Source organism: Amycolatopsis sp. NPDC004625 (assembly GCF_040609695.1).
Lineage (GTDB): Bacteria > Actinomycetota > Actinomycetes > Mycobacteriales > Pseudonocardiaceae > Amycolatopsis.
The window spans coordinates 1-15,864 of sequence record NZ_JBEXKX010000096.1; the positions used below are offsets into that span (position 1 = coordinate 1).

Consider the following 15,864-nt stretch of genomic DNA (forward strand, 5'->3'; position numbering starts at 1 on the left):
CTGGCCCAGCGCCCGGGCTTGTCGAATTCCGAGCTGGCCCGTGGGGCGTTCGTGACGCGGCAGACGATGAACGTCCTGCTCCAGGCATTGGAGCGGCGGGTTCTAACCCGCCTTACCACTCACGACCGGCCGGGCTCAGCGGGTGATGGCCTGCCAGCGCTGGTTGGGGCCGTTGGTCGGCTTGTAGAGACCGATCCGGGCACCGTCGTCACGGGACTCGCTCGTGACGTCGAGCAGCTGCCCGGTGCCCGCGTTGACGAACGTCCACGTGCCGTCGCCGGTGGTGGACAGCGTCCACTCGGCCGCGGGGTCGCACGTGCCCGCCGCGGCGAGCGTCACCGCGCCCCCGGAGGTGCCGAGCACCTGGCCGGTGCCCGCGTTGGTGATGGTGAACCGGTCGCGGCTGCCGTAGCGGCCCGTGCGGTCGGTGAGCGTCCAGCGCTGCGCCGCCGCCGAGGCGTCCGTCGTGCGCTGGACCAGCGAGCCGTTCTCCGCCGACAGCGACTTGCCGCTCTGCACGCCGGTGAAGGTGACCGGCTTGCCCGAGCCGAGGCCCGTGCCGGCCGCCGTCGCGGAGACGCCGTCGACGAGGAAGCTCGTCACCGAGCGCGCCGGCACCCGCAGGGTCGCGTGCGAAGCCGTCACCTTCACCGGCTTGCCCCGCTTCAGGGCCCCGGTGACGTCGGTGACCACCGGCGTCACCGAAGCGCCGGGCCGGACGTTCCGGAACCCGGACAGGTCCAGCGTGACGTCCTGCGCGTCCGTGCCCGCGTTGGTGTGCACGACCGTCGCCAGGTCTTCGCCGCGCATCGCGACCGTCGACGCGGTGTCGTCCACCCCGATCAGGCGGTCACCCGGCTTGATGTAGTGGGTGAAGTTGCGCATGGTGTTGAACTTGGTGTTCGTCTTGATCTGGCACGTCTGCAGGGTGGCGTTCTTCGGGCAGTCGAACGGGACCTGGATCTCGCCCCAGTTCATCCCGGCCGCGCTCTCGCCGCCCGGCTTCATGTTGTTGTAGTCCTCGATCGGCTGCCAGCTGACCCACGCGCTCGGTTCCAGGAGCCGCAGGTCGTCGGTGATCTGCTTGGCCATGCCGAGGCCGGGGTCCATGTCGGTGAAGTCCTGGCGGTCCAGCCAGCTGCCGCCGACCTCGCTCATCCACAGCGGCTTGCCCGCGCCCTTGGCCAGGTCGCGCGGGACCGGCCGGTTGCCGGTGCCGTAGGTGTGGACGTTGAGCCGGCCCGCCGCCGCGCGGGCGTCGGCCGACCAGCCGTTCCAGTCCGCGGCGAAGATGTCCGGGTTGGTCTCGTCGGGTGCCGACACGATCGCCCGCGACCCGGCCGCCTTGAGCGCGGCGGCCATCGCCGGGATCAGCTGCGACTGGACCGCCGGGCCGATGTGCGCGCCTTCCTGGCGGCCGCCGGTCGGGTTGCCGTCGGTGCCGAGGGTGGTCTTCCAGTAGTTCGTGTTCGGCTCGTTCAGCGGGTTCACCGACGCGAACTTGATGCCGTGCGCCTTTTCGAGGGTCCGCACGACCTGCGTCAGGTACGCGGTGAAGTCGCCGATCTTGTCCGATCGCAGCTGCTCGTCGGTGGCGGTGAAACCGCCGGAGACGTATCCGGAGACGGTCTGGAAGTACGGCGGCGAGTTGCTGAACGCCTCCCACTTCGTGACGCGGTTCTTGATCCTGTCGACCCACCAGCGCTGGTTCGGGTCGGCCTTCGGGTCGAACTCGGCCGCGTTGCCCGGCGTCCACCAGTCCTTGTCGGCGCGGGTGGTGCCGGCCGGCGCCTTCCACCAGCCCGGCACCGCGGCGCCCGCGCGAAGGTACGCCGGGACGTCGGGGGCGTTGCCGCCTCCGACGTTGAACCGGGCGATGTTCAGGTTCAGCCCGTCCGCACCGAAGACCAGGTCGGCCAGCTTGGTCCGGACGGCGTCGGGGTAGCCGCCGGTCGCCTCGGCCATCCACGCCAGGCTGGCGCCCCAGCCGTCGAAGGCCTGCTGCCGGTACGTCGGGTCCGGCTTGACCGTGACGGCGGTGGCCGCTTCCGCCGGCGCGGCGACGACCGCACCGCCGATCAGGGGTACACAAAGGACGGTGAGCAAACGCCGCAGGTTCATCGTCGAACTGCCCTTCGGTGCGGTGGGGACGGTGTTTCAGGCCTCGGTGTGGCCGAGCAGCGGCCGCGGCACGAACCGGGCCGCGGGGTCGAGCATCGTGCCGAGTTCGAGCACGACGAGTTCGTTGGCACCGGCCCGGACCACCGGGCGCGGCACGTACAGCGTCCGTTGTGGACCACGCCGCCAGTACCGGCCGAGCGCGAACCCGTTGAGCCACGCGACGCCCTTGCCCCACTCCCCGGTGTCGAGGAACAGGTCGGCGGGCTCGTCGACGTCGATCTCGGCGCGCAGCAGCACCGGCCCGGCCACCGCGCCCGCCACCGACGACGGCGAAGACGGCCGCAGCGAAGGCAGGGCGGCCAGGTCGATCGGCAGCACGTCCCAGCCGGCCAGCGGCTCGCCGTGCAGCGACGCCCCGCCGATGATGCCCTTCGCCTCGCCGATGCGCGGGCCGTAGTCGACGCGGCCCTGGTCCTCGACCAGCACCAGCAGCTCGCCCGCCGCGCGCGGCAGCGGGATCGCCCGCTCGTGGTGGTCCCGGCTGAGCGTGCCCACGAGGTCGCCGTCGAAGAACACCGTCGCGCGGTCGCGGACCTCGCCGAAGGTCAGCACGCCGGGCCGGTCGCCCTCGATCCTCGTGCGCAGCAGCGCGAGCTGCGGCATCGGCGTGAGGTCGTCGAACGCGGGCAGCTCCTCGTGGAACTCCCAGGTGCCCCAGCGGTCCGGCGCGTCGAGCAGCCGGACGGGGTCGCCCAGCGCCCCGGACGGCGTCGGCGCGGGGCGGGCCGGCGGCGGGACCGTGTCGGGCACCTTGTGGTAGCGCGCGATCACGTCCCGGAAGGCGTGGTACTTCGGCGTCGGGTCGCCGGCTTCGTCCAGCGGCGCGTCGTAGTCGTAGGAGGTGATCAGCGGCTGGTAGACGCCCTTGTCGTTGGCGCCGTTGGTGAGCCCGAAGTTGGTGCCGCCGTGGAACATGTACAGGTTGACCGACGCGCCCGCGGCGAGCAGCGCGTCCAGCTCCGCCGCCGAGTCCGCGGCCGGCGTGGTGTGGTGGTGCGCGCCCCAGTGGTCGAACCAGCCGTTCCAGAACTCGCTGCACATCAGCGGCCCGGTCGGCTGGTGGGCGCGCAGGATCGCCAGCCGCGCCTCGGCGCCGGACCCGAAGGACGCGGTCCGGTGCAGCCCGTCGAGGCTGCCCGCCTCGAGCATCTCCGGCGTCGGCTGGTCCACTGTGGTCAGTGGCACGGTGACGCCGGAGTCGCGCGTGTGCTCGGCGAGCGCTTTCAGGTACCGCTTGTCGTCGCCGAACGCGCCGTACTCGTTCTCCACCTGGACCAGCAGCACCGGTCCCCCGCGGTCGATCTGGTGCGGGACGACGACTTCGTACACCCTGGTCAGGTACTCGCGGACGGCGTCCAGGTACTTCGGCTCGTACCGGCGCACGCCGACCGCCGGGTCGCGGAACAGCCAGGCCGGCAGCCCGCCGTTGTCCCACTCGGCGCAGATGTACGGGCCGGGCCGCACGATCGCGTACATCCCGGCGTCGGCGACGAGCCGCAGGAAGCGGTCCAGGTCGAGGCCGCCGGAGAGGTCGAACGTGCCCGGCTCGGGGGCGTGCGCGTTCCACGCCACGTACGTCTCGATGGTGTTGAGGCCCATCCGCCGGGCCTTGTCGATCCGGTCGGCCCACAGGTCCGGGTGGACGCGGAAGTAGTGCAGCGCCCCGGACAGGATGCGGAACGGGCGGCCGTCGAGCAGGAAGTCGTGTTCCCCGATCACGAATTCAGGCATGCCGGCCCGCCTGCGGGGTCAGCTGGAGCACGGTCCAGGACAAGGGTGGCAGTGTCACGGTGATGGTGGTCCCCCCGGGATCGGACGTCGCGGCGGCGCCGGGTAGCGGCACCGGCCGGACCGGTTGTGCGTCGGCGGTGTTCACGGTGTGCCGGGTTTCGCCGTCGGGTGTGGTCAGGGTTTCCGCGGCGTAGACGCCGAAGCGGGCGCCGCGGAGGCGGATCCGGACCTCGGTCGGCGCCGCCGTGGCGCGGTTGGTCAGGAACACCGCGCCCCGCCCCGACTCCTCGACCGTCGCGGCCACGTCGACCAGGCCGACTTCCCCGTGCTGCGCGGTGCGGAGCCGGTCCCCCTCGACGGCCAGGCGCAGGCTCGCCCCGCCGGCCAGCGCGGCGACCCGCTGGAACGGGTGGAACGTCGTCTGCCGCCACGCCGGGCCGCCCGGCTCGGAGCGGATCGGCGCGATGACGTTCACCAGCTGGGCCTGGTTCGCCATGGTCACGCGGTCGACGTTGCGCAGCAGGGAACCCAGCAGCGAGCCGACCACGACCGCGTCGGTGACGGTGTAGGTGTCCTCGATGATCCGCGGGTGCTGCTTCCAGCCGCCCTCGGCGAGTTTCGCCTGGTCGACCTCGTTCCAGCGGCGCAGGTCCCAGACGTTCCACTCGTCGACGCTGATCCCGATCTTCTTGTCGAGGCCCAGCTCGGCGAGGGTTTCGTCGATGACACCCGCCGTGGTGGCGATGTAGCGGTCGAGCGCGGCCGCGCTGGCCAGGTAGCTGTCGGTGTCGCCGTGCAGCTCCTGGTAGTAGGCGTGCAGCGAGATGTGGTCGACGAGCTCGGCGGTGTGCCGCAGCACCGTGCGTTCCCACGAGCCGAACGTCGGCATGTCGGCGTGCGAGCTGCCCGCGACGACCAGCTCGACGTCCGGGTCGATCATCCGCATCAGCCGGGCGGTTTCCGCGGCCAGGCGGCCGTACTCGTCGGCCGTCTTGTGGCCGATCTGCCACGGGCCGTCCATCTCGTTGCCCAGGCACCACAGCTTGAAGCCGAACGGGCGGTCGGCGCCGTTGGCGCGCCGCCGCTCGCTCAGTTCCGTGCCGCCGGCGTGGTTGCAGTACTCCAGGACGTCGGCCGCTTCCTGGATGCCGCGGGTGCCGAGGTTGACGGCGTACATCACCTCGGCACCCGCGGCTTCGGCCCACGCGACGAATTCGTGCAGGCCGAAGCGGTTGGATTCGACGCTGTGCCACGCCGGGTCCAGCCGGACCGGCCGGGTCCCGGCCGGTCCGACGCCGTCTTCCCAGCGGTAGCCGGAGACGAAGTTGCCGCCGGGGTAGCGGAGGACGGCCGGTCCGAGTTCGCGGACCAGCTCGAGGACGTCGCCGCGGAAGCCGCGGTCGTCCGAAGTGGCGTGACCGGGCTCGAACAGTCCGGTGTAGACGGACCGGCCCATGTGCTCGACGAACGAGCCGAAGAGGCGACGCGGGACCGGGCCGATGACCTGCCCCGCGTCGCCTTCGATGTCGACGGTCATCCCGCGCTGACCGTGAAGCCCTGCTGGTTGCCGTAGTCGACGAGGGCCTGCTGCCAGGCCGCCAGACCGGCGTCGAGCGGGGTGCCGGCCAGGTAGGCCTTGCCGACGGTGTCGCTGTAGATGCTGTTGGCGTAGGTCTGGTACGGCAGGTAGCTCCAGCCCGGCACGACGTCCTTCGACGCGCTCGTCAGCACCTGGTTGACCTTCTGGCCGCCGAAGTACGGCATGGTCTCGTCGACGAACGCGGGCGAGGTCAGGTCGGCCGTGGTGGACGGGAAGCCGCCGCTCTTGATGAACGGCTGGACGCCGCCGCCGTGGTTGAGCCAGCGCACGAAGGCCGCGGCGAGCGCCGGGTTCTTGCTCTGCTTGACCACGGACTGGGTGCTGCCGCCGTTCTCCGCGGTGACCGCCTTCTGGCCGTCGTAGGTCGGCATCGGCGCCACCGCCCACTTGCCGCTGCCCGCGGCCACGGAGGAGATGAAGTTGCCGGGCATCCAGGCGCCGGTGGGCAGGGTCGCGATGGTGCCGTCACCGAGGGCGCGGAACCAGTCGTCGGACCAGCCGGCGATCGGCGAGAGCAGCTTGCCCTGGACCAGCTGGTTCCAGACCGAGGTCCACTTCTTGGTGCCCTCGTCGCCGAAGTTGATCTTCACGTTCCGGCCGTCGACGGTGAACGGGTGGCCGCCCGCCTGCCAGATCATGCTGAGCGTGAAGCCGGCGTCACCGGTGTCGGCGGTGATGTACTTGGTCGGGTCGGCGGCGTGGATCTTCTTGGCGGCGTCGACGTACTCGGCCCAGGTCTTCGGCACGGCGATGCCGTTCTTGTCGAAGACCTCCTTGTTGTAGAACATCGCCATCGGGCCGGAGTCCTGCGGGAGGCCGTAGAGCCCGTTGCCGTTCTTCACCTGCGCCCAGGTCGAAGCGCTGTAGTCCTTCTCGAACGAGCCGAACCCGTACTGGTTGAGGTCGGCCAGCGAGTCGGTCAGCGCGAACTGCGGCAGCGCGTAGTACTCGATCTGGGCGACGTCGGGGGCACCCGAGCCGGCCTTGATCGCGTTCTGCAGCTTGGTGTACTCGTCCTTGTTGGTGCCCGCGTTGACGTAGTTGACCTTGACGTTCGGGTATTCCTTCTGGAACGCGGCCACCTGGTCCTTCGCCGAGGGCGTCCAGCTCCAGTAGGTGATCTCGCCGCCGGCCTTCAGCGCGGCGTCGACGGAGTCCTGGCTGCCGGTGGCGGCGGCGGGCGCGGACGACGAGCCGCCCCCGGACGAGCAGCCGACCGCCAGAGCGGCGGCCAGCGCCACGGCGACGGCCGCCTTGGCGTGGTTGCGGATGCGTGACATCGAGTGTCCCTTCACGGCGGTGTGACGGCGGGTTATTGCTTAACGCTTCCGGCGCTCAGCCCGGACTGCCAGAACCGTTGCATGAGCAGGAAAGCGACGACGAGGGGAATGATGGTGAGCAGCGATCCGGTGAGGACCAGGTTGAAGATCGGCTGGGCGCCGGCGCCGTTGGCCTGGGCGCTCCACTGGTTGAGCCCGACGGTCAGCGGGTACCACTTCGGCTCGCTGAGCATGATCAGGGGCAGGAAGTAGTTGTTCCACGTCTGGACCATCGTGAACAGCGTGACCGTGATGATCCCGGGGACCAGCTGGCGCAGCGTCACGGTGAGGAAGATGCGGACTTCGCCGGCTCCGTCGATCCGCGCCGCTTCCAGGAGCTCGTCGGGGATGGCGTCGGCGGCGTAGACCCAGATCAGGTACAGCCCGAACGGGCTGATCAGCGACGGGATGATGACCGCCAGCGGCGTGTTGGTCAGCCCGAGCTTGCTGAACATCAGGAACGTCGGCACGGCCAGCGCGGTCGGCGGCACGGCCACGGCCCCGAGCACGACGGCGAACACCGCGCGGCGGCCGGGGAAGCGGTACTTGGCCAGCCCGTAGCCGGCAGCCGTGGCGAGGATCGTCGCGCCACCGGCGCCGACCACGACGTACAGCAGCGTGTTCCCGAGCCAGCGGAAGAAGATGCCGTCGTTGTAGGTGAACGTCTTGCCGATGTTTTCGAAGAGGGCGAACGAGTCCCCGAAGGACAGTCCCGACGTCGAGAACAGGTCGGGCTGGGTCTTGGTCGCGTTGATGATCAGCCAGACCAGCGGCACCAGCGTGTAGAGCAGGTAGAGCGCCATGAAGCCGGTGAGGACACGCGACTTGCGGGGTTGGGTCACGGACGGCTTTTTCGCGGCGAGGGTGGCCATGTCACATCTCCTTCCGGGAGCCGCGCAGCTGCACGACGTAGGCGATGACCGCGGTGATCACGCCCATCACGATCGCGACCGCGGCGGAGTAGTTGTACTGCTGCCCGTTGAAGGAGAGGTTGTACGCGTACATGTTCGGCGTGTAGTTGGTGACGATCATGTTCGGCACCAGGTTGCGCATGATGTTCGGCTCGTTGAACAGCTGGAAGCTGCCGATGATCGAGAAGATCGTCGCGACCACGATGGCGCCCCGGATCGCGGGGAGCTTGACCGACCGGATGGTGCGGAACGTGCCGGCGCCGTCGATCGCGGCCGCCTCGAACAGCTCCTTCGGGATCACCTTCAGCGCGGAGTAGAAGATGAGCATGTTGTAGCCCACGAACTCCCACGTGACGATGTTCCCGATCGACGTGAGCAGCCAGTTCTGCGACAGCGGCTTGACCGAATCGGTGCCCAGCAGGTGGTTCAGGTCGGCCGCGAGTCCGAAGTGGTCACCGTAGATGAAGCCCCACATCAGCGCGGCGACGACGGCGGGCACCGCGTACGGCAGGAAGATCACGATCCGGAAGAACCCGGCGGCGTGCAGCCGGGCGCTGTCGATGGCCAGCGCGGCGATCAGCGCGAGCACCAGCATGATCGGCACCTGCACGGCGAGGAACACCAGCACCCGCCGGAAGGCTTCCCAGAACTTCGGGTCGCCGAACACCTGGGTGTAGTTGTCGGCGCCGACGAACACCGTGCCGCCGAAGAAGGCCTGGTCGCGGAAGAGGCTGAGCACGAACGCGTACCCGACGGGCGCGATGAACACCAGCGCGAACACCAGCATGAAGGGGGCGACGAAGAGCCAGCCCCGCCATTTCCGCCGCGGCCGGCGGGCCGCGGGCGCCCGGCGCGCCGGCACCGGGGCGGGCGGAGCCGCTGTGGACGTCATCGTCTCTCCGAGTGGTCGCGTGCACCGGGTGCTGGACCCGGCGGGATGTTTACGTCAACATGGACGGCCGCAGAGTAACGTGTTGACGTAAACATGTCCAGGACACTGTGTGACAGCCGGGGCTCCGCCCCGGGCCGGGGGCTTCGCCACCCGGACCCCCGAAAGCTAAGGAGTGACCGTGCCGCGCCAGACAGCGACGTCATCCGCACCCGCGTCCACCCGGCGCCGGGGCCCGTCGATGGCGGACGTGGCCCGCGAAGCGGGGGTCTCGGGCCAGACGGTTTCCCGGGTGGCGAACGGCAAGACCAATGTGGACGACGCGACCCGCGAGCGCGTCCTGGCGGCGATGCGCCGGGTCGGCTACCGCCCCAACAGTGCGGCCCGCGCCCTGCGCAACGGCCAGTTCCGCAGCATCGGCGTGATCATTTCGGCGCTGCCGACGTTCGGCAACAGCCGCACCCTCGACGCCATCGCGGCGGCGGTCGTCCCGGAGGGCTTTTCGATCATCCTGATGCCGGTGACCCGCCCGACCCAGGGCGAGGTGACGGGGGCGTTCAGCACCCTGAACGAGCAGGCCGTCGACGGCGTCATCATCCTCATCGAGCAACACCAGCTTGACCAAAGCGAGATCGAACTGCCGCACGGGCTCCCGGTGGTGGTGATCGATTCGAGCGCCCGCTACGACTACCCGGTGGTGGACAACGACCAGGCGGACGGCGCGTCCCGGGCGACGAGCCACCTGCTGTCGCTGGGGCATTCGACGGTCTGGCACATCGCGGGGCCACCGCAGTCGTACTCGGCGGAGCGGCGCCGGAAGTCGTGGCAGGCCACTTTGGAGCGTGCCGGTTCCGCGGTGCCGCCGGCCCTGGTCGGTGATTGGTCGCCGGAGTCGGGCTACCAGGCGGGGCTGCGCTTGGCGGCGGACCCTTCGGTGACGGCGGTGTTCGCGGCGAACGACCAGATGGCGCTGGGGGTGTTGCGCGCGTTGCACGAGAGCGGCCGCGCGGTGCCTTCCGAAGTCAGCGTGGTCGGCTTCGACGACATGGAGGAGTCGGCCCACTTCTGGCCCCCGCTGACGACGATCCGCCAGTCGTTCGAGGCCGTGGGGCGGCATGCGGTGCGGGCGCTGCTGGCGGAGATCGAGACCGGGACGGAGGCCGGAGAACCGGTGCTGTTGCCGACGGAGCTGGTGATCCGCTCGAGCACCGCACCACCCCCGGCGTAAGCCCCCGGGAATCACACGTGTCCGGAAAGGCATCACAAGTGATGCCCCCGCAAACACGAGTGATGCCCCGCCAGTCACACGTGATGCCCCGCCAGTCACGCGAACCGACCCTCCAGGTACGCGAACCGACCCTCCAGGTACGCGGGCCGACCCTCCAGGTACGCGGGCCGACCCTCCAGGTACGCGGGCCGACCGTCCGGGTACGCGGGCCGACCGTCCGGGTGCGGCGGCAGGAATGGGCGAGGGCGGGGCGGGCGGAAAGTCGTCGTTTCAGGGGGCGGGTGCGGGGGCATTACCGGCCACCGGACCGGAATCCCCGGTCCCGCAAACGTCGCAGTGGTGCGGACCATTCGGCCGCACCTCGCGGAAAGAGGACGTCATGCTCGCCATTCTCGCCGCCGTGCTCTTCGGGCTCGCCCTGCTGATGGAGCTGTTCGGGTTCGGGCTCGGGCCGGTCGTCACGACCGGGACGCTCACCACCGCCGGACTGCTGTGCGTGGCCCTGCACCTGGCCGGGATCGCCACCGACCGGTCGCGGTTCACCCGGCGGCGGCGCCGTCGCTGACGCGGCGCAGCACCTGCGCGAACACCTCGGGCGACTGGGCGCCGGCGACGCCGAACCGTTCGTCGATCACGAAGAACGGCACGCCGCTCGCCCCCAGTGCCCTGGCCTGCTCGCCGTCCGCCGCCACCTCGGCTTCGTACCGGTCGGACTCGAGCACGGCGGCGGCCGCGGCCGGGTCCAGCCCGGCTTCGGCCGCCAGCTCCACCAGCGAACCGCGGTCGAACAGCGACCGCCGCTCGGTGAAGTGCGCGCGGTAGAACCGGTCGACGACGGCGTCGGCCAGCCCGTGCTCGGCGGCGAAGTGGACCAGGCGGTGGCCGTCGACGGTGTTGCCCATGTGGACACCGTCGAGGTGGTACTCGAGACCGTCGGCGGCCGCGCGCTCCTCCATCTGCGCCTCCATCGCGTCGGCCTCTTCCAGTGTCCGGCCGTACTTTTCGGCGAGCACCTCGCGCGTCGGCCGCGAAGTCCCGCGTGGGAACGACGGGTCGAGCTGGAACGAGTGGTGCACCACCTCGACGTCGACGCCGACTTCGGCCACCGCCTGCTCGAAGCGGCGTTTGCCGAGATAGCACCAGGGACAGACCAGATCGGACCAGATGTCTACGCGCACGAACCCAAGCTAACCGAAGGGGCGCCGCGCACTTCAAGGTAACCGGCGCCCACCTGCGTGCCTCCGCCCGCCGGATCCCGCCGCGGCTAGGGTGGGCCGGTGACCGTCTCGACCGACGACATCGTCCGGCACGCGGCGCGGCTGCTGATGGCCGGCACCCGCCTCGACCTCGGCCGGATGGCGGCCGAACTGGGGATCTCGCGCACGACGTTCTTCCGGCGCGTCGGCAACCGCGACGACCTGATGGGCGCCGGGCTGCGGCTGCTGTCCGACCGGACGTGGCAGCGCGCCCTCGACGGCTGGCGCGCGGAGCACGGCGACGCCGTCCGCACACCCGACGGCCGGCTGCGCTGCCTGTGGGTCATGGAGGAGTACCGCCGCGAGGTCGCCGCCAGCGACGGTATGCGCAAGCTGATCGAGGCCGAGTCGAACATCGCCCTGCGCGTGCTGACCGACCCACGCGGCGCGGTGCAGCCCGGCCTGGTCGACGCGCACGTCGAGCTGTTCCGGGCCGACGCCGAGGCGGCCGGGCTGACCCCGCTGGTTGGGCTGCCGGACCTGGCGTTCGCGGTGGTCCGGCTCGGCGAGTCGTTCCTGTATTCGGACGTCCTGGCCGCCCGCGCGGTCGATCTGACGGTCGCGACCACCCTGGTGGACACCCTCGTGCGCGGCGCGCTGGAGCCGGCCACCGCCCACTGAGCGACCGCCCAGTCCGTCAACCGCTCACCCGTCCGGAGGATGTGGAACATTTCGCCAAGGTGTTTCATAGGGTCGGGAAAGCGGTTACCCCGCCACCCGCACGCGGCACCCCTTTCCGTTGCCGTGCACCAGTTCTGCCTATCCGCCCGTCTGTGTCCGGGCGCGCTTTCGCCTGCCCGGGGAAAGAGAGCGATCCATGTCCGCACTCACCAGCCCGCCGACGTCGTCTGGCTCGGGTGAGAAAATTTCCCGCCTCCACCCGTGGCGCGCCAAGGCCGCCGGGGTCGTACTGGCCGCCCTGGCCCTGACCACCGGCGTCGCCGCGCCGGCGCCCGCCGCCGCGAACCCCTACGAGCGGGGCCCCGACCCGACGACCGCCAGCATCGAAGCCACCCGCGGCTCGTTCGCGACGAGCACCGCCACGGTGTCGCGGCTGGCCGTCTCCGGCTTCGGCGGCGGCACCATCTACTACCCGACGACCACGACCGCCGGCACGTTCGGGGCGATCTCCATCGCACCCGGCTTCACGGCCACCCAGTCGAGCATCGCCTGGCTGGGCCCGCGCCTGGCCTCGCAGGGGTTCGTGGTGTTCACGATCGACACCCTGACCACCTCCGACCAGCCCGACAGCCGGGGCCGGCAGCTGCTGGCCTCGCTCGACTACCTGACCCAGCAGAGCTCGGTGCGCTCGCGCATCGACAGCAGCAGGCTCGGCGTCGTCGGCCACTCGATGGGTGGCGGCGGCACGCTGGAGGCGGCGCGGTCACGGCCGTCGCTGCAGGCCGCGGTGCCCCTGACCGGCTGGAACCTGACCAAGAACTGGTCGACCCTGCGCGTGCCGACCCTGGTCGTCGGGGCGCAGTCGGACACCGTGGCCCCGGTGGCCACGCATTCGATCCCGTTCTACACCAGCCTCCCGTCCACATTGGACCGCGCGTACCTCGAACTGCGCGGCGCGAGCCACTTCGCCCCGAACTCGCCGAACACGACGATCGCGAAGTACACCCTGTCCTGGCTCAAGCGGTTCATCGACGACGACACCCGCTACGAGCAGTTCCTCTGCCCGATCCCGAGCACCAGCCTGTCCATTTCGGACTACCGCGGCAACTGCCCGCACAACGGCTAGCCCGAGGAGGACTCGCGGCCGGTGCGGGTGCCGACCCGCGCCGGCCACCCGGGGCTCGCCGAGGCGGAGGTCCCCTCGACTTCGGAGGCAGCCCTCCGGGGGACACACCCCCTCAGGAAGCCGCGCCGAAGGTCACCACCACCTTCCCCCGAGCGTGCCCGGCCTCCGAATAGCCGAACGCTGCGCGCAGGTCGTCGAACGGGTACGTCCGGTCGATGACCGGCGTGACCGCGCCGGACTCCACGAGCGCCGTCAACTCCTCCAGCGCCGCCGCCTTGTCCGAGCACGCGACCGCGTCCGCGAGCACCACCCGCCGTCGGGCGAACAGGCTGGAGGCCAAGGCTGTGAACACGTGCCCCGCCGGTTGCAGCCAGCGGCCGGCTCGTCCGCCGACGGCGACGAACGTGCCCCCTCGTGACAGGACCCGCCGGCACGCGAACACCGATCTGCTGCCGGCGATGTCCAGCACGACGTCGTAACGGCGGCCGCTGCGCGTGAAATCCTCCGACCGGTAGTCGAAAACGTGCTCCGCTCCGAGTGAGCGGGCCGTCGGAGCGTTCCCCGCGCTGCAGACCGCGTCGACCCGCGCTCCGAGGGCGACGGCCAGCTGGACGGCGAAGGTGCCGACCCCGCCGGAAGCGCCGTTGACCAGCACCCGTTGCCCCGCCTCGACACCCCGCAGGGCGACCAGGGCGGTGAACGCCGCCATCGGGATCGCCGCCGCTTGCTCGTACGTGAGGTTCACCGGCATCGGTGCCAGCAGGTCCTCGCGCACGCAGACGTACTCGGCGTGCGCGCCCCGCGGTAACAACGCGTAGACGTCGTCGCCCGGGCCGAACCGGGCGCCGGGCGTCTCGACGCGGCCGGCCAGGTCGCACCCGAGGACGCCCACCGGCGGCCGGCGCAGGCCGAAGCCTCCGGTCATCAGGCGAGCCACGTACGGCTCGCCTCTCATGAAGTGCCAGTCGTACGGGTTGACCGAGCTCGCCCGCACCCGGACCCGCACCTCCCCTTCGCCGGGCACCGGAGCGGACACGTCCTCGTAGACCAACTCGGAAGCAGGCCCGTACACGTGCTGGACCAGCGCTTTCATGTCGCCTCCCCGTGATTCTTACTCCGTAAGTCGTACGCTGTAAGGTACGCCGTACAACGTAAGACCGTCAACCGCGCCTTACCTTGTACGATCTTGTGGGTGACGACCGACGCGCGGATGCCCCTCAGCCGCGAGCGCGTCCTGCGCGCGGCAGTGGACCTCGCGGACGAACACGGGCTGCGGGCCCTGACCATGCGCCGCCTCGCCGAAGAGCTCGGGGCCGAGGCGATGTCGCTCTACTACCACGTGGCCAAGAAGGAAGACGTGCTCGACGGCATCGTCGACGTCGTGGCCGGCGAGATCAACGCGGCCGTCGGCCACGTCGAGCCGGACCCGGACTGGAAGGCGGCCGTGCGGCAGCGGATCCTGACCGCGCGGCAGGTGTTCCTCCGGCACCGCTGGGCGCCGGAGCTGTTCGAGACGCGGTCCTCGTCGAGCACCGAGGTCCTGCGCTACTACGACGCCCTGGTCGGCCTGATGCGCCAGGGCGGGTTCACCTACAACCTGGTGCACCACGCGCTGCACGCCCTCGGCAGCCGCGCGCTCGGGTTCAGCCAGGAGCTGTTCGACCCGAGCGCCGGCGAGTCCGCGGACGTGCCGGTGGACCTGGTCTGGCAGCTGCCGAACCTGACCGGGATGCTCAGCGAGATCGCCCACGACGACCCCGGCTCGACCCTGGGCTGGTGCGACGACCAGGCGGAGTTCGAATTCGGCCTCGACGTCATCCTCGACGGCCTCGACCGGCTGCGGTAGTCCACCAGCTGGAACACCCCCGCCCGCCGGGGGAGAATCGACACCGTGTCACGACCTCTGCGGAAGCTCGGCTTCCTGACCATCGGCCTGTTCGACGCGGCCGACCCGCGGCGCGGCCACGAGTCCACCCTGGAGATCATCGAGCTGGGCGAGCAGCTCGGCTTCGACAGCGCCTGGGTGCGCCACCGGCACCTGCAGTACGGCATCTCCTCGCCGGTCGCCGTGCTGGCCGCCGCGTCGCAGCGGACCAGCCGGATCGAGCTCGGCACCGCGGTGATCCCGCTCGGCTGGGAGAACCCGCTGCGGCTCGCCGAGGACCTCGCCACCGTCGACCTGCTCTCCGGCGGGCGGCTCAACCCGGGGATCAGCGTCGGGCCGCCGATGCGCTGGGACGAGGTCCGGCACGCCCTCTACCCGGACACCGCGGACGCCGAGGACTTCTCCTACGAGCGCGTCCAGCGGTTCCTGGACTTCGTACGCGGCGAGCCGGCGACGGAGTTCAGCGGCACCGCGGGCTTCGAGGTGTTCTCCGACCGGGTCCAGCCGCAGGCGCCCGGCCTCGGCGACCGCCTCTGGTACGGCGGCGCGAGCCTGCGTTCGGCGGAGTGGGCGGGCAGACACCGGATGAACTTCCTGACCAGCAGCGTGGTCAAGGCCGAAGGCGAAAGCACGGACTTCGCCGGGATCCAGCTTTCGCACATCCGGACCTTCCGCGAGCACCACCCCGCCGGCCGCATCTCGCAGGGCCTGGTCGTCATCCCGACCGACAGCGCGACGCCCGGACAGCGGGCCAGGTACGAGGCCTACGCCGGGAAACGGCTGCCCCGCACCAAGGAGCCGCAGGGTCCCGCGCGGATGCTGTTCTCCCCCGACTACGTGGGCCCGTCCGCGGAGATCGCCGAGCGGCTGCACGCGCACGAGGCGTTCCGCGAGATCGACGAGGTGGCTTTCGCCCTGCCGTTCACCTTCGAACACGAAGACTACGTGCAGATCCTCACCGACATCGCGGAACGCCTCGGCCCGGAACTCGGCCGGAAGTCCTGATCTACTTGTTGGTGCCGGGGGTCAGCACCTTGTCGATCACGAAGACGGTGGCGTTCTTGGTGGGGATGTTGCCGCACAGGATCTTCGCGCCGTTGATGGTCATGTTGTCGCC

15 protein-coding genes and 1 pseudogene are annotated in these 15,864 nt (G+C 70.6%); 7 read left to right on the plus strand and 9 right to left on the minus strand.

Annotated features, from left to right (window positions below; all coding sequences use genetic code 11):
- Positions 1-96: pseudogene (locus ABZW17_RS45740) on the plus strand (MarR family transcriptional regulator); the annotation flags it as partial.
- Positions 97-135: 39 nt separating this feature from the next.
- Here the strand turns inward: ABZW17_RS45740 and ABZW17_RS45745 are convergent.
- Genes ABZW17_RS45745 through ABZW17_RS45770 form a run of 6 tightly spaced genes read right to left on the minus strand, consistent with a single transcriptional unit; the run spans position 136 to position 8,634 of the window.
- A complete protein-coding gene (locus tag ABZW17_RS45745; RefSeq protein ID WP_354829006.1) occupies positions 136-2,121 on the minus strand; it encodes an RICIN domain-containing protein in 1,986 nt (661 codons plus the stop codon).
- 36 nt (positions 2,122-2,157) lie between these two features.
- The gene (locus tag ABZW17_RS45750) at positions 2,158-3,912 is read right to left on the minus strand and encodes a beta-galactosidase family protein (protein ID WP_354829009.1); all 1,755 of its coding nucleotides are present in this window, start codon (positions 3,910-3,912) and stop codon (positions 2,158-2,160) included.
- The gene (locus tag ABZW17_RS45755; RefSeq protein WP_354829012.1) at positions 3,905-5,449 is read right to left on the minus strand and encodes an alpha-L-arabinofuranosidase C-terminal domain-containing protein; all 1,545 of its coding nucleotides are present in this window, start codon (positions 5,447-5,449) and stop codon (positions 3,905-3,907) included. The genes ABZW17_RS45750 and ABZW17_RS45755 overlap by 8 nt, the downstream gene beginning before the upstream one ends.
- On the minus strand, positions 5,446-6,792 hold the full coding sequence (locus ABZW17_RS45760) for a sugar ABC transporter substrate-binding protein (protein ID WP_354829015.1): 1,347 nt from the start codon (positions 6,790-6,792) through the stop codon (positions 5,446-5,448). Before ABZW17_RS45760 ends, ABZW17_RS45755 begins: the two co-directional genes overlap by 4 nt.
- Before the next feature lie 32 nt (positions 6,793-6,824).
- Positions 6,825-7,703: a carbohydrate ABC transporter permease gene (locus tag ABZW17_RS45765; RefSeq protein WP_354829018.1), complete on the minus strand. Its 879-nt coding sequence runs from the start codon at positions 7,701-7,703 to the stop codon at positions 6,825-6,827.
- Position 7,704: 1 nt separating this feature from the next.
- Positions 7,705-8,634 (minus strand): sugar ABC transporter permease, encoded by a 930-nt coding sequence (locus ABZW17_RS45770; RefSeq protein ID WP_354829020.1) that lies wholly within the window; start codon positions 8,632-8,634, stop codon positions 7,705-7,707.
- A 172-nt stretch (positions 8,635-8,806) separates the two neighbouring features.
- Here ABZW17_RS45770 and ABZW17_RS45775 point away from each other — a divergent pair, with 172 nt between their 5' ends.
- On the plus strand, positions 8,807-9,859 hold the full coding sequence (locus ABZW17_RS45775; RefSeq protein ID WP_354829022.1) for a LacI family DNA-binding transcriptional regulator: 1,053 nt from the start codon (positions 8,807-8,809) through the stop codon (positions 9,857-9,859).
- Between the two features lie 379 nt (positions 9,860-10,238).
- The gene (locus ABZW17_RS45780) at positions 10,239-10,424 is read left to right on the plus strand and encodes a hypothetical protein (protein ID WP_003100285.1); all 186 of its coding nucleotides are present in this window, start codon (positions 10,239-10,241) and stop codon (positions 10,422-10,424) included.
- Here ABZW17_RS45780 and ABZW17_RS45785 read toward each other — a convergent pair.
- Positions 10,399-11,025, minus strand: coding sequence for a DsbA family oxidoreductase (locus tag ABZW17_RS45785; RefSeq protein WP_354829037.1), 627 nt, complete (start codon positions 11,023-11,025; stop codon positions 10,399-10,401). The genes ABZW17_RS45780 and ABZW17_RS45785 overlap by 26 nt on opposite strands.
- Positions 11,026-11,136: 111 nt before the next feature.
- Here ABZW17_RS45785 and ABZW17_RS45790 point away from each other — a divergent pair, with 111 nt between their 5' ends.
- Positions 11,137-11,736: a QsdR family transcriptional regulator gene (locus ABZW17_RS45790; protein ID WP_354829024.1), complete on the plus strand. Its 600-nt coding sequence runs from the start codon at positions 11,137-11,139 to the stop codon at positions 11,734-11,736.
- A gap of 196 nt (positions 11,737-11,932) precedes the next feature.
- Complete coding sequence (locus tag ABZW17_RS45795) at positions 11,933-12,862, plus strand: alpha/beta hydrolase (RefSeq protein WP_354829026.1); 930 nt, start codon at positions 11,933-11,935, stop codon at positions 12,860-12,862.
- A gap of 112 nt (positions 12,863-12,974) precedes the next feature.
- Here the strand turns inward: ABZW17_RS45795 and ABZW17_RS45800 are convergent, their stop codons facing one another.
- Positions 12,975-13,955, minus strand: coding sequence for an NAD(P)-dependent alcohol dehydrogenase (locus ABZW17_RS45800; RefSeq protein WP_354829029.1), 981 nt, complete (start codon positions 13,953-13,955; stop codon positions 12,975-12,977).
- A 99-nt stretch (positions 13,956-14,054) separates the two neighbouring features.
- Between ABZW17_RS45800 and ABZW17_RS45805 the strand changes: the two genes are divergently transcribed.
- Both ABZW17_RS45805 and ABZW17_RS45810 read left to right on the plus strand, forming a co-directional pair.
- The gene (locus ABZW17_RS45805) at positions 14,055-14,708 is read left to right on the plus strand and encodes a TetR/AcrR family transcriptional regulator C-terminal domain-containing protein (protein WP_354829032.1); all 654 of its coding nucleotides are present in this window, start codon (positions 14,055-14,057) and stop codon (positions 14,706-14,708) included.
- 45 nt (positions 14,709-14,753) lie between these two features.
- Positions 14,754-15,752 carry an LLM class flavin-dependent oxidoreductase gene (locus ABZW17_RS45810; RefSeq protein ID WP_354829035.1) on the plus strand — a complete coding sequence of 333 codons (999 nt, stop codon included), beginning with the start codon at positions 14,754-14,756 and terminating at the stop codon, positions 15,750-15,752.
- Position 15,753: 1 nt separating this feature from the next.
- Here the strand turns inward: ABZW17_RS45810 and ABZW17_RS45815 are convergent.
- Positions 15,754-15,864, minus strand: a 111-nt coding sequence (locus ABZW17_RS45815) for a fasciclin domain-containing protein (RefSeq protein ID WP_354829040.1), incomplete at its 5' end; no start/stop codon positions are given.

Bases quoted from the DNA above. Each gene is read 5' to 3' on its own strand.
- ABZW17_RS45750 (WP_354829009.1), bottom strand. From the start codon at position 3,912: ATGCCTGAATTCGTGATCGGGGAACACGACTTCCTGCTCGACGGCCGC.
- ABZW17_RS45800 (WP_354829029.1), bottom strand. From the start codon at position 13,955: ATGAAAGCGCTGGTCCAGCACGTGTACGGGCCTGCTTCCGAGTTGGTC.
- ABZW17_RS45780 (WP_003100285.1), top strand. From the start codon at position 10,239: ATGCTCGCCATTCTCGCCGCCGTGCTCTTCGGGCTCGCCCTGCTGATG.
- ABZW17_RS45795 (WP_354829026.1), top strand. From the start codon at position 11,933: ATGTCCGCACTCACCAGCCCGCCGACGTCGTCTGGCTCGGGTGAGAAA.
- ABZW17_RS45745 (WP_354829006.1), bottom strand. From the start codon at position 2,121: ATGAACCTGCGGCGTTTGCTCACCGTCCTTTGTGTACCCCTGATCGGC.
- ABZW17_RS45765 (WP_354829018.1), bottom strand. From the start codon at position 7,703: ATGGCCACCCTCGCCGCGAAAAAGCCGTCCGTGACCCAACCCCGCAAG.
- ABZW17_RS45760 (WP_354829015.1), bottom strand. From the start codon at position 6,792: ATGTCACGCATCCGCAACCACGCCAAGGCGGCCGTCGCCGTGGCGCTG.
- ABZW17_RS45770 (WP_354829020.1), bottom strand. From the start codon at position 8,634: ATGACGTCCACAGCGGCTCCGCCCGCCCCGGTGCCGGCGCGCCGGGCG.
- ABZW17_RS45755 (WP_354829012.1), bottom strand. From the start codon at position 5,449: ATGACCGTCGACATCGAAGGCGACGCGGGGCAGGTCATCGGCCCGGTC.